The organism is Fischerella major NIES-592, from assembly GCF_001904645.1.
Taxonomy (GTDB): Bacteria; Cyanobacteriota; Cyanobacteriia; order Cyanobacteriales; family Nostocaceae; genus Fischerella; species Fischerella thermalis.
The window spans coordinates 79,014-91,241 of the sequence record NZ_MRCA01000006.1; the positions used below are offsets into that span (position 1 = coordinate 79,014).

At 39.9% G+C, this 12,228-nt stretch carries 13 protein-coding genes and 3 pseudogenes; 6 read left to right on the plus strand and 10 right to left on the minus strand.

Going from position 1 to position 12,228, the window contains the following annotated elements; translation table 11 throughout:
- Positions 1–317: filamentous hemagglutinin (locus NIES592_RS12930; RefSeq protein WP_073556061.1), on the minus strand; the 317-nt coding region annotated here is incomplete at its 3' end.
- Positions 318–784: 467 nt separating this feature from the next.
- Here NIES592_RS12930 and NIES592_RS12935 point away from each other — a divergent pair.
- On the plus strand, positions 785–1,132 hold the full coding sequence (locus NIES592_RS12935) for a helix-turn-helix transcriptional regulator (RefSeq protein WP_009454550.1): 348 nt from the start codon (positions 785–787) through the stop codon (positions 1,130–1,132).
- Positions 1,133–1,251: 119 nt separating this feature from the next.
- Here the strand turns inward: NIES592_RS12935 and NIES592_RS12940 are convergent, their stop codons facing one another.
- Positions 1,252–1,929, minus strand: a complete 678-nt coding sequence (locus tag NIES592_RS12940; protein ID WP_062247354.1) for a polysaccharide deacetylase family protein — start codon at positions 1,927–1,929, stop codon at positions 1,252–1,254.
- A gap of 228 nt (positions 1,930–2,157) precedes the next feature.
- Between NIES592_RS12940 and NIES592_RS12945 the strand changes: the two are divergent.
- Positions 2,158–2,981, plus strand: a pseudogene (locus NIES592_RS12945) (RnfABCDGE type electron transport complex subunit D).
- 28 nt (positions 2,982–3,009) lie between these two features.
- Here the strand turns inward: NIES592_RS12945 and NIES592_RS12950 are convergent.
- The 4 genes from NIES592_RS12950 to NIES592_RS12965 form a co-directional block, all read right to left on the minus strand.
- Positions 3,010–5,439: a hypothetical protein gene (locus NIES592_RS12950; RefSeq protein WP_178379543.1), complete on the minus strand. Its 2,430-nt coding sequence runs from the start codon at positions 5,437–5,439 to the stop codon at positions 3,010–3,012.
- 316 nt (positions 5,440–5,755) lie between these two features.
- Positions 5,756–5,995 carry a hypothetical protein gene (locus NIES592_RS12955; RefSeq protein WP_073555955.1) on the minus strand — a complete coding sequence of 80 codons (240 nt, stop codon included), beginning with the start codon at positions 5,993–5,995 and terminating at the stop codon, positions 5,756–5,758.
- Between the two features lie 214 nt (positions 5,996–6,209).
- Entirely contained in the window at positions 6,210–7,082 is an 873-nt protein-coding gene (locus NIES592_RS12960; protein ID WP_370745871.1) for a carbohydrate ABC transporter permease, read from the minus strand.
- A 265-nt stretch (positions 7,083–7,347) separates the two neighbouring features.
- Positions 7,348–7,764 carry a KGK domain-containing protein gene (locus NIES592_RS12965; RefSeq protein WP_009454564.1) on the minus strand — a complete coding sequence of 139 codons (417 nt, stop codon included), beginning with the start codon at positions 7,762–7,764 and terminating at the stop codon, positions 7,348–7,350.
- Positions 7,765–8,300: 536 nt separating this feature from the next.
- On the opposite strand from NIES592_RS12965, the gene NIES592_RS26275 reads away from it, so the two are divergent.
- The 4 genes and pseudogenes from NIES592_RS26275 to NIES592_RS25895 all read left to right on the plus strand — a co-directional run.
- Positions 8,301–8,378, plus strand: coding sequence for a hypothetical protein (locus NIES592_RS26275; RefSeq protein WP_371915101.1), 78 nt, complete (start codon positions 8,301–8,303; stop codon positions 8,376–8,378).
- Between the two features lie 499 nt (positions 8,379–8,877).
- Entirely contained in the window at positions 8,878–9,393 is a 516-nt protein-coding gene (locus NIES592_RS12970) for an orange carotenoid protein N-terminal domain-containing protein (RefSeq protein WP_016867249.1), read from the plus strand.
- A gap of 122 nt (positions 9,394–9,515) precedes the next feature.
- Complete coding sequence (gene psb34, locus NIES592_RS12975; protein WP_256678128.1) at positions 9,516–9,875, plus strand: photosystem II assembly protein Psb34; 360 nt, start codon at positions 9,516–9,518, stop codon at positions 9,873–9,875.
- Positions 9,876–9,990: 115 nt separating this feature from the next.
- Positions 9,991–10,086, plus strand: a pseudogene (locus NIES592_RS25895) (DUF2993 domain-containing protein); the annotation flags it as partial.
- A gap of 290 nt (positions 10,087–10,376) precedes the next feature.
- On the opposite strand, the gene NIES592_RS12980 reads toward NIES592_RS25895, so the two are convergent.
- From NIES592_RS12980 to NIES592_RS12995, 4 genes and pseudogenes are all read right to left on the minus strand, one after another.
- Entirely contained in the window at positions 10,377–10,694 is a 318-nt protein-coding gene (locus NIES592_RS12980) for a hypothetical protein (RefSeq protein ID WP_016867252.1), read from the minus strand.
- Positions 10,695–10,914: 220 nt separating this feature from the next.
- Positions 10,915–11,103 carry a 30S ribosomal protein S21 gene (gene rpsU, locus NIES592_RS12985; protein WP_073555957.1) on the minus strand — a complete coding sequence of 63 codons (189 nt, stop codon included), beginning with the start codon at positions 11,101–11,103 and terminating at the stop codon, positions 10,915–10,917.
- Positions 11,104–11,223: 120 nt separating this feature from the next.
- Positions 11,224–11,523: pseudogene (locus tag NIES592_RS12990) on the minus strand (RNA recognition motif domain-containing protein).
- Between the two features lie 228 nt (positions 11,524–11,751).
- On the minus strand, positions 11,752–12,015 hold the full coding sequence (locus NIES592_RS12995) for a hypothetical protein (protein WP_016867255.1): 264 nt from the start codon (positions 12,013–12,015) through the stop codon (positions 11,752–11,754).
- Between the last annotated feature and the right edge of the window lie 213 nt (positions 12,016–12,228).

The following is a 12,228-nucleotide window of genomic DNA, read 5'->3' on the forward strand; positions in this document are numbered from 1 at the left end:
GTAGCGTTTTGTAGAGCAGCTTGGCTAGCTTGGTTAACTACGGTGTTAGCAGTACCAACAGCAGCACCGTTTTGTTCCAAGTTTTGACCAGAGAATTGAGCGTTGTAACTACCATGGCAGGAAGCACCATTCTTAAATTTGGTGATATCTTGAATAGCTGTTTGGTTAGCGTTGTTTACAACTGTGTTACCAACTCCAACAGCAGCACCATTTTGAGTCGCATTTTGTTGGCTGCTTTGCACATCAGCCAGAGCCGCACCAGGAGCAATCATCAAACCAGCAGCTAGTAAACCGAAAGCAAAAGACTTCTTCAACATTGTTTTAGACCTCATTTAGTTTTGTGTTGTTTGTGTGTTTTTGGTTAGAGGGTTTACACCTTTGACTCTTTGAGGAGTTGTTTTCGGTGTCTCTGTCGTGTTTTTGTTTTGTTAATGAGAGCTACAAAGTCCAATTTATTCATTCCGGATTAGTCTGAAAGATTTTTGGAAAAAACTTTGTTTTTGTTTTGTCTACCCTCAGATATAAGGAGATAAAGGCTAGGGAATAAGGGCTTTCCAAATTCCTAACGACCTAATTACCAAAACAAGCTTTCGTCCTTGAACCTCTAGCTCATCTCTTGTAAAAATTACTTTTGCAAGAGATTTAGGATCTTAGTACACTTCACACTTAATATTCTTAACCAAAATTCTTAGGTGTAGTCAAGAGCTGGGTTAAGTTTTTAAGGCGTTAATTTTTTTTTGATGCTACGATCTACGACTATAGGTAGATCAAAAGTGCTGTAGCTGTGAAACGGAAGGCAAAACCAAACATCGCTTTTCTGCGTGAAAAAGCAGGGCTAACTCAGCTGGAGTTATCGCGTCTTGTAGGCGTGACAGAAAGCACTATTCAAAATTGGGAAAGTGGCAGGACTGGAACAGAACAAATAGAAAGAATCATTAAGTTTTGCAAAGCACTGAATTGTCAAGTAGAAGACTTAATTGAGTATGTAAACATCCCACAGGAGCCAGCTACAAAACCTAGTTCCCTTAGCGATATACACAATATGTTGGGGACAGACGAACCTTCATCAACTTCCAGCCTTGACACACAAGCTGATACAACACTGCAAGAGTCAAGACTCAAGGGTCGATAGTCAAGGGTTTGTTAGTGATTGGTTGTTGGTTGTTAGTGGGTAGGAATCAGTGAACAGTACCAGTCGCAGTTAACATTGAGAAATAGAATTTGATAACTGATAACTCAACTACACCCTCCTCATCTCTTCAGACTTTGCTGCCACAGTGTATCTATAGTTACAAAGTAAAAGCCTTGTTGGAGTAATTGGGGTATGAGTATGTTAGTTATTTCAGCTACATCTTCTCCACCACAAGCACCATCATGCAAAACGATAATAGAGCCGTTATTTACGTGTTGTAGGACTCGCTGTACAACGGTGGTAACTCCCGGTCTTACCCAATCTTCTGGTACAACACTCCACATGACAGAACGATAATTCCACCGTTGTAATAGGTTTAGAGTTTGAGGTGTAAATAAACCATTAGGTGGTCTGACGTCACGTACTTGCTCTGGTTGCAGTTCGCAGGTATCATAAATCGCAGCTTGGGTTCTTTCTAGGCTGTCTTTGAGTTCGCTAGGGGAGAGCAAAGGAAAATTATGGTGATAGTAACCGTGCAGTCCAATCCAATGTCCACGATCGCATACTTCTTTCGCTAAGCTGGGTGAACGGTTGACACAAGCACCCAACCAAAAGAAATTTGCTGTAATTTGATAATGATCTAAAACTTTTAATAATCTCGGTGTGTATTGTGGATGAGGACCATCGTCAAACGATAAAGCGATCGCTTTAGAATTGCAGTCGCCTCCCCACAAACATGTGGGAAACGTTGGTTTGAGAATTGGGTGTAAAACCGGAAATAAAGGATAAAGCTGCATTATTATTAGACATGCTGTTAATTTCTATTTTACAAAAATTAATTTATCGAAAGATGATGATACGTATATATTTGCCATATAAAGTATCATCTTCATTTCTCCCTTCCCTTGTCCTCCTGTTCCTGATCCCACCTATTTATGTAACAAATTCTGTAACAACGACACAGTTCCGGCCTTTACCCGTTTAGATTAGAACAAACTTAAGGGAAATCCCTTAATTAAGGGGTAATCAAGTTCAAAATTATACGCAATATCCGCGATTATCAAATTCTTTTTCTCTCTTTGTTCCTAATATTAGGAATTGGTACAAGAGACTAGACATTAAGACCAGAATGGATTGCGCTCATAATAGTCACCTGTCTATCAACACAATGGTTGTTGTCACAATTGTTGCTAGTTGATCGTTGGTGGTTAGTGGGAAAGATTAACAATGTTCCTTAATTACTGCTTTGGGGCTTAGCTTATTGTTGCGGGCTGACCACTGGACGACAATGGTGTTTGCAGCAGTAATAGCGATCGCCAGTAAATTTGTCTTCAAAATTGGCGACAAACATTTCTTCAATCCTGCCAATTTTGGGATTATCTCTGCTTTAATACTTACCCCTGATGCTTGGGTTTCTCCGGGACAGTGGGGTGAGGACTGGTGGTATGGGCTGTTATTTGCTGGAACTGGTGGGATGATTCTCAAGCGAGTGGGACGTTGGGATACCACAGCTGCCTTTTTGGGGGCATATGCTGCTTTAGAAGCCGTGCGTAATTTTTATCTGGGTTGGACTTGGGATGTTTACTGGCATCGTTTGATGAGTGAATCTTTGCTGCTGTTTGCTTTGTTCATGGTGACTGATCCCAGGTCAATTCCCAATGCTCGCATCGCCCGTGTAGTTTGGGCAGTGTGCATCGCTGTGTTGACTTTTATTTTGCGGAATTATTTGTTTGTTTCCACCGCCGTTTTCTGGGCATTATTTGCTTTGGCCCCATTGACTGTGCTGCTAGATGTGATTTGGCAAGCATCTCGGTTTAGGTGGGAGTTTGGGGAGGTTGGGGATGGATAGGGTCTCCACTCCCACCTTTCCTTGCCTTCTAAATACCCAGTAGTTCATCTAGTTGCAAAGTTGGTAAATCTTCTGGAATTACAGTTCTAACAACAGTAGCTTTGTGGCTTTCTTGTTGGTTGGCTGTATCTACGGCGATCGCTTCTATACGAACTTCTAAACAACCCAAAGGGATATGGATTTGAGTAGTCACCTCTAATCCTGAGGTTGTGGGTAGTAAATTGGTAAGCAAACATGGACCGTCCAGTATCCGACGGGTTTGGCAATCTTCAACCCATAGCTTGATCGCAATCTTAGGGCGTACACAATCCAACTCCACACGTACTCTTACAAATTTCCCACAGATGAGTTCGCCTTCAGGTACATAAAGTTGTGGAGTCGGCAAGGGTTCAGTAATTGCCGATGTGATCGCCGCAGGAATTTCTTCTTGCTGTGAGGAGCTACCGAGTTCTTCTTGTCCATCAGTATCATCTACGACAATTTCTTTAGCTAACCAAGCTGGTTTGTTAAATTGTCGGATTGGTAATAGGGGAGGTGGGGGAGGAAGGGGAAGTGGGGAAGAAGGGGAGATAGGGAGATGGGGAACTCGGGGCCCCCACGACCGACAGGGAGTGGGGATTAGGGGCGATGGGGGGAGTGAGAATTCTTCTGTGGTTTCCTGTTCTTCTGTTGCTTCTAATTGTGTTTCTGATTCTAGAGTTTCAGTATCAACGGGGGACGCAGACTGTTGTTGTGATATCTCTTCGTGAGTGGGTAAAGAGGTATCGTAGTCTTCATACTCGACATCGATAGGTTCAGGCAAAGAGTAGCCATGACTGTGCATCCACTTCCTAATCAAAGGTGACATGTTGGAAGCTTCTACTGTTAACAATTCCGAACTGCGTTGAACAACTACTGCTACAGAGTCATTAAAAGAATCATCTGGATTTTGTTTATCATTTGTTATTAGTTGAGGTTGATCAGCTTCTGCCAGCAAAGGCGATTTTAATTTTTCTGGTAGAATGCTTGTGATATTTTCGCGATCGCCTGGTAAGCTTTTGATTCTTCTCAAAAATGGAAAAATACTGTCATTTCTGCCTTTGTGCTTGACAATGGCAAAAGAAATATTTTTGGGCAATGACTGCAACTGTTTGGGAGTTGCACAAGCAAGGATAATAGCAGTAGTATCCGTAGTTGCCTTTTGCTCAAGATGAGTAACAGGATCTGCTTTTTCCAAAGATTCTATTGGTTTTGGGAGTTCGCAAACAGCAACAGGAGTTTGCTTTTGGGGAAGTTTGGGCAGTTGTGGCGAACGGAGATTAGTAGATTTATAAGAGTGTGTAACTAATGGTGGCAGAATATTTGTAGCAGACTGGGTAAATGAAGACTGAGCTATTTTTTGAGATTTAACAATATTAAAAAGTTCCAAATCTAGCTTGACAGATGGTTTTGGTGCTGGTTCTGGTTCACTGGCTGCTGGAGTATTAATGGCTAGTAATTGAGTAATATCGGCTGTGATTGTAAAAGATTGGCTAGCTAACAGCGTAGTTTCACTAGCAGAGGCAAGTTTACCATGCAAACTCATCTCACCCAAAATTAGTTTCGATTCGCACTCAACAGGAATTTCGATTGAAGAGTTGATTGCGAATGGCAGTAACTTTTCTGACAAGGGTTGGCGTGTTTGGGCTAATATTTCTAAGCTTTGAGGCGATCGCAATTCAAGGCGTAGTTCTCCAGCGACTAACTTTTGGAGAGTGGATGTTTCTGGAGACTGCACGCAGCCGTTAATACTGAGAGTTTGCCCCCAACGGGCGATATAGATTTCTTGTTCTAAATTCAGTAACAGCGGTAGTTCTGGGATGTCTAGAGGTAAATCTTCTAAAACTTCATCTTCTGTAAACTTTTCACAAGCAGGTAAGGCTAACTCCACTAAATGTTGTAATATTTGCTCCGCTGTCTCGCCTTGTAGCCAAACTGGGCTGACAGGCTGATCAATAGTTGCATCTTCATCGTCAATTGTACCGGTTTGGGCGATTGTGGAGATTTCTTCGTATTCACTCTCCCCATCCCCAAATTTCCCCATCAACCCATCTCTTCCTTGGGGCAAAACTTGTAGTTGTAAACTACGTAGCCAGGGTTTACCGAAAATATCTGACATTAAATTGCCAGAACATTGTAACTCCCAGAAACCAGGCTTGAGATAAGTGAAAGGAATGACCGCCATTAAGCCTTCAGCATTAGTACGACGCGATCGCTTATAAACACGCCGCTTTTTTGGCCCTTCCAGAGTTGAATAGTGAATTACCCGCACTTCCACATCCATATTAGCAAGGTTGGAGCGAGCTACAAATCTATATCTACCTTCCGATATTTCTACCTTTGGCGATTCTAGGGTATGCCACGAGCGATCGCCCTGTTTCTGTATCAGAAATTGCCAGTGTTCCATTGTCAGAGATGCCGAGAACGCAGAGCTACGCATGTAATCATAGCTTTAGTTTGTTTGCCAGTTTACACGATTATCAGGAGATATCCACATGTTCTGGTTGTGGGTGGAGAAAGTATTTTAGCTCTAGATGAGTGCCACAGCTTAATCGAGCTTTTGAAAAGCTTTGAGCGCCGGTAGCCCTGGCTCAAACTTTTTGTTGCGTCCTCTGTTGTGCGTAAGTCCAGTTTCATTTTTCACACTACAACAACTTGTAGAGGCGCAAAGCATTGCGCCCCTAACCAGTTATTTTGTTGAAACTTCCTATAAAAGCCGAAAATTGAAGTTTTAAATTTTAAAAATTTATAAATAACTAGTCTTCATGACGATGCTGCCATGCAATACCAAAAGCTGCCGCTGCTCCAGCAAATAATCCAGTACCCATTCCTTCTATAGTTTTAGTAATCGGATCTTTAGTTAAACACTCACTAGTGACCGTACTTGCTTGCAAACAGGAATTGCTTTCTGCCCAGCTAGTGGTACCACCTAGAACTACACCAGCTAAACTACAGGAAACAACGAGCAGTAAAAGGCGCTTGGTTTTTCTATCCATAGATAGTTGTTAGAAATTAAATAAGTTGCAAAGACTCCTCACCTACTTTACACAACAGGCGCGTTATCCAGCAAATTAAGTCCGTAGGAAGTGAGTTGAATGATTACACTAGCAAGTAGTGTTATTCCTTTAATCCAGCTATATTCGTCACTTTCAAGTTCGCGCGCGGTGTGATTATGATACTCATCGCCTGAATACAACAGCGTTGATTAAATTATCTTCCCATCTCACTACCGCCAAAAATCCGCCTTTGCACCAACGTAATTATAACGATGACCATTGCTAGCAGAAAAGCGATCGCAGCTCCATACCCCATTTGTAAGTTACGAAATACAGCCTGATATATCAGTAAAACTACGGTCAAAGTAGCATTGTTGGGGCCACCATTGCCATTTGAGAATATATAAGATTGATCAAAAAGCTGGAATGTCCCAATTATGCCCATCGCCACTACAAAGAAGGTAACAGGTTTGAGCATAGGAATTGTTACGTAAATAAACTTTTGCCAGTCATTAGCACCATCCAACTCCGCCGCTTCGTAGAGTGATTGGGGGATATCCTGCAACGCTGCCAAATAGATGACCATGTAAAAAGGTGCTGTTGACCAGATATTCATGATCATAATACCTTTGAGTGCTACTGCTGGATCACCTAACCAGTTATAAGTGGGTAGTCCCACAAAAGCAAGAAAATCATTGAGTAACCCATCAGTGTTGTAAATCCACATAAAGATTAGCGTCAACACAGCAGAAGAAGTAACTGTGGGTAAAAAGTAAAGGATACGCCACCAGTTTTTTCCACGAATGCCAGAATTGAGAGTCACAGCCAAGACTAACGCCAAAATAGTTTGTATTGGCACGACAATGGCAACGTATTCCACTGTATTCTTGAGAGCAATCCAAACTCGTTCATCTTCTACTAGGCGCGTAAAGTTCCGAAAACCGATGAACTCATACTTAATCCCACCAAGAAGTTGGACTTTGTGCAGCGATAGAAAAACTGCCCAAACAATTGGCAAGATGACAAAAGTAATTAAAACTAAAATAGCAGGCATCATAAATAGATACCCCGCTAAGTTTTCTGCCATATTCCCTCTGGTTTTGCGCCGCCGCTTTCTGGCTTGCAACACGAGAAAACCTCCACCAATCTCGCACCTAGTTAAATGTAGCGATCGCTGGTGCATGATTATCTATACTACTACCTTCAGTGTAGTACAGGCTAAAACTATATTCATATTTCCTTCTTCGTGTTCTTTGCGTCTTTGTGGTTAAATAATTATTTTGAACCGCAAAGACGCGAAGATACGAAGGTAAATCAAAAGCGAATCTTAAAAAAGTTACAGATTGATGTAATTAATTTTCAGCGATGATTTTACAAATATCATCTAAAAGTGAGTCATATTCAATAAACTCTTCTGGATAAAATTCCAAGTAAATTTGATTGAGATTTGGGTTAAGAGATAATATGCATACTTCAATATTAAGTTTTCCTTTCTGCCATCCTTCACTACCAATTCTCAATATCTGGCAATTAATAGCATAATTAAATTGAATCTCGCTTAGCTTGATATGATGTTCACCTAAAGATATTAAGTTAAATAGCTCTAGCATGGAAACACCGGGTTCCAGACTATTAGACTCATATACACGTCGCTGTAATCTGTGTCTAATTAGTTTCTCTACTAGTTCTTTTAGTCTACTTACTTTAAATGTATCTTTCCCTAAAAGTATAACGTCATCGCAATCTAGAGGTATAATTTTATTGTTCATATCAATAATTAGATAAATTCAAGGTATAGTGGGCAATAACCACCATACTTTAAATTAAATCCACAGGATATTCTGCTAATTATTTGACATCAATTTGGTTAAAATATCTACAAATTAGTCTTTTACAGCAATTCTCTTTGAATTGTGAACAATCAGTGAGTTGTTGTTATCATTAGAAATAAAATTAATTGAACTAGAGATCATCGTGTCGCACCCAAATTGGGAAAACTGCACGCTCACAAATTTAAAAAATCCCATTGGTTATCAGCTTTTATCTATTTTTGTCTCCCTGTCAACAAAGTAACACCTCGATAGACCAAAAGTAGTATAGTTGTAAAGAATTATTTGAGATTTCTTATTTGCAATTTCGTAAAATCTGAAAATTGTGAACTATACTTAAGAAGATGTAACAAGCGGCAACACTAATCGTTGCGAGGCAGACAATATGGATGCCAACAAGGTTTTGAAGCAATATACAGCCGGGGAAATAAATTTTAGGCTGGTAATTTGAGAGAAATAAGCTTAACTAAAGCAATTTGAACGAAATACATTTTATTAGGGCAAATTTGAGTAAATTAAACTTGAGCGACTCAGTTCTAAGCAAGACATTCTAAAGTTAATCCAAGCTGAGAGGGCAAAAAAGTTTAATGAGAGAAGGTGCAACTACTATTTCAAGTCTGCCAATTAATTTGGTGAACAGTTGACAAGAATCCATAGAGTAGACGAAAAATGGATTCTTTTTTTGCACCGATAAGCGCCAAATCAACAACTTTGCAAAAATCAATACCAACCAAGCCTAGTCATTATTTTTTGCTGGAGGTCGAGACGACAAGATATTGAGACAAGAAACTTACTTAGGCTGGTTTTTCACTTATATCATGTCCGTTTGAAGACTTATCATATCTGTGAAGGCCGGTAATTGGTAATGGGTAATAGGTAATGGGAAAAACCAATTACCAACTACCAATTACCAACAAGACCAACCATATCGTAAGTAATTAGCCGGACTTGATATTACCTCTTAATTTGTGTTGTAGTAAGCAGAACTCTTTGGGTTCTACTTCAGTTGCACAGATGTTGCATGAACAGTGATCAAACATCTTTGGTAAAAATATGAGCTTTACAACAGAGTCCACTTCCAACCTATTCGCTTTTGATTCCAGCAACCATCTGGTTAATGCTGTACTTACTACCACCGCTTTATTCAAGCGCCTTAGTGTGGATGACCAACTGGCAATGCTTTGGTACGTCTACACTGAGATGGGTCGTTCTATCACGCCAGCTGCTACAGGAGCAGCTCGTTTGCAATTAGCTGAAGGTATACTCAATCAAATCAAGCAAATGCCTCATACTCAACAGTTAGAAGTAATGCGAGACCTAGCTGCCAACAGAAACACCCAGATTAGCCGTTCTTATGGGATTTGGAGCGCCAACACTAAGTTAGCTTTCTGGTATGAATTATCGGAATTGATGGTCAAAGGCTTAGTAGTTCCAATGCCCCCAAGTTACCAGCCATCCCGCGATGTAGTGCAAGTACTAGAAGCCATCAAGCAGCTTGAATTTGGTCAACAAATAACGGTGCTGCGGAATGCTGTTGTCGATATGGGAGTTGACCCGTTAGCTGACTAAGAGAACGAAGGACATTAATTTCTACACGAATAATTTCACACAAGGTGACACCCATGCGCTACACCAATAAAAAAGGAACAACCCTCAATCTAGATGAATGTAAGAATGCCGACAGTTTCTTTATGGAGGCTGAGGTATATATCTGTGAACCATTGGAGATGCATTTCAACCAACAAGGAGAGCTAAAAGCAGGAAAGAAATCGAACAAAGCAATAGCACATCTTCGTAGTGATGGTAGTGAGTTGATCCCCGCTGAGGTCGAAGCGCGTACACACAGGCAGGGTAGTCAATTGCTTAATCTACCTCTCGTACTTGGCTACGTAGTAGATGATGAGGGAATCATGAATAACTACGCAATTGAGCCTGGTATGTCGTTGGCAGAGTATCCCTCACTAGAACAGCAACAGCGTTATATCTTCCAGGGGGCAATAGCTATCCTGTTTGTTACCCTAACACTGATGACTGCATTTACTGTCAGCTAAGCGTAACAATAGCTAGATATTGAGGATCAAACCAAGATATCTAGTACTCTGTCAAGTTTGAATTGAGGGATGAGAAAGTTCGTAGTAAGGACTTTAGTCCTTATTTTCTAAGCATTTTGATCTTGATGGCATTATGATGCGGCTCAACCGATTAGAAACCCGAGGTAAAAAGTTGATTTTCAGTGGCTACCCCCAGATCGATCGCATTCCTACTAGAACACTAGAACAGCGATTTACTAACCAAAAATATGTCTTTAATCCACGCAGCAATCAGGCTTTGATATAGTTACTAATAGTTTAAAGGCAAAAAATAGAACTGTTGGATTTTAAGCGCTAATACTATAAATTATTGTGCTGTCAAGCTCTCTTTTGTGCTTCCTCAACTCCGGCATTCAGCGTTTGATGCGCTGTTTCGTAACAGCCGAGACATAAGTCAAAGTCGGCTAGGAGGATGGGTTGCGCTCTAATACGTTATAGATGGCAATCGCATACGAAATTTATTTATGTGCGAAAAACAAAGCGTCTGTGTGGGAGAATCGCTATTAAATTGGCCAACCAACAAATGCTTCCTAGTCCTAATAAAATGTATGTGGGAGCCATAACTACTCCCATCATAAACCAAGCAAATACGTGCAGTATCATCAATAGAGCAAAGAAACTTGCAATAAGAGCAGTTAGCCAGATATGAATAGCCGGACGACCCAACAGTGTAAAAATTATTGTTGATGAGGTAGCAACTAAATTGGCTGGAATGAGAAAGGCACAAATGCCAATGCAATAAGTGCTTGAGAATGCCATTAAGGTGTTGAAATCTAATATGAATTTTCCTGGGTTAAGTGCCAAATTGTATATAAATGTTTTATGGACTTTTGTATTTATATTCTCAATATTAATTAGTTTCTATATGTACAGATTAAATTTTTTAATCTCCCTCCACAGTGGTGGTGTGAGGGATTTGTGCCAACCTACTTAATGTTGCAATTTCTAATCTGCTTCTGGAGTAGTTCTAAGAATAGATAGATGGTGTAGACGCTTGGATTTATTTGTGGAAATTTTTCTTACGTTGTCTATGTCTCGCAAGTTCCTTACGCTTACGTTTTTGCTCTGGCGTTTCAAAATGACGATGCTTCTTCATATCTGCAAAAATACCTGCCTTAGAAACTTTTCGCTTAAAACGACGCAAGGCTGATTCAATTCCTTGATTATCGTCTACTATTATTTGGGTCATTCTATGTCCTTACTTGATTACTACTGGCTAGTATTAAAGCATCCAGTAAATCTGAGAAAAAAAGGACAGACTCATTGTCTGGCCTTAAGACATTAGAGTGTAAATTTCTGAGTTCAAAGTTTAGTAGTGGTTTCGGACGCCATACTTGCCTCCGTTCCCACCAAACGAACCCTTGTTTTCTCTAGGTCTGGCTTTGTTCACTTTCAGGTTACGTCCCATCCACTCAGAACCATCAAGAGCCTCAATGGCTCATGCTTCTTCAGCATCTGAACCCATTTCTATAAAAGCAAAGCCACGGACACGACCTGTTTCGGGGTCAATGGGTAAGGACACCTGCTTTACGGAACCATATTCTGCAAACACAGTATTTAAAGTGTCTTGTGTAACTCCATAAGAGAGGTGACCTACGTAAAGTGACATAAATTGTCTGCAAAATTAAATGGTGCAGAGATTTAAATTTCGGAGACAAGTCTGTCAATAACAAAAAGAAAAAGCCTGTTACTACTAAAAACAAAATTTGTGTCCGATTTTTATTATCATCTTCAACCTTAACACGAGATTCAGTGTCTCTAAAGAATATCTTTCTAAAGGCTTATCCACAGTGTTAAGCAATCTTTCACCAATTGTATCTCAATCTCAGCTTAATGCCTATCTTAATTCAACATCTTGCTCAAAAACCAAGATAAAATCATTTACAGTTTTTTTGTATTGAAAACCATAATCCAATAAAGCTTGCTTTAAAGTTTGCAACTCAGATTCTTGGAGTTGAATTTTCTTGGGTGCTATCTCAATAGCTTCTTGATTGACTGTAAAACTGAAACACTCTTTAAATTGCTTATAATCCCAGTTTAATTTTCTAGCTGCATTTAACTCTATGGCAGCTAATGTATCATCAAATTTGCTTGCGGCCATAAATTGATCTCTCCAATCATATTACCTATATTTTAACAGTCACAAGATATAACAAACCAAATATAAATATTAATTTAGAGCTAAGAATTAAGACAAGATATTTTAGATATTTTTAAAATATCAATCTTTTGATAAATGCTTTACTAAGAGTGATGGAGTAGTAATTTATAGTTAATAAATTAATGCAATTGCTTTAACGGGAGTGGGAGTTAC

Coding starts and splice junctions, on each gene's coding strand:
- NIES592_RS12940 (WP_062247354.1), bottom strand. CDS start 1,929: ATGCAGCTTTATCCTTTATTTCCGGTTTTACACCCAATTCTCAAACCA.
- NIES592_RS12950 (WP_178379543.1), bottom strand. CDS start 5,439: ATGCGTAGCTCTGCGTTCTCGGCATCTCTGACAATGGAACACTGGCAA.
- NIES592_RS12955 (WP_073555955.1), bottom strand. CDS start 5,995: ATGGATAGAAAAACCAAGCGCCTTTTACTGCTCGTTGTTTCCTGTAGT.
- NIES592_RS12960 (WP_370745871.1), bottom strand. CDS start 7,082: ATGGCAGAAAACTTAGCGGGGTATCTATTTATGATGCCTGCTATTTTA.
- NIES592_RS12965 (WP_009454564.1), bottom strand. CDS start 7,764: ATGAACAATAAAATTATACCTCTAGATTGCGATGACGTTATACTTTTA.
- NIES592_RS12970 (WP_016867249.1), top strand. CDS start 8,878: ATGAGCTTTACAACAGAGTCCACTTCCAACCTATTCGCTTTTGATTCC.
- psb34 (WP_256678128.1), top strand. CDS start 9,516: ATGGAGGCTGAGGTATATATCTGTGAACCATTGGAGATGCATTTCAAC.
- rpsU (WP_073555957.1), bottom strand. CDS start 11,103: ATGACCCAAATAATAGTAGACGATAATCAAGGAATTGAATCAGCCTTG.
- NIES592_RS12995 (WP_016867255.1), bottom strand. CDS start 12,015: ATGGCCGCAAGCAAATTTGATGATACATTAGCTGCCATAGAGTTAAAT.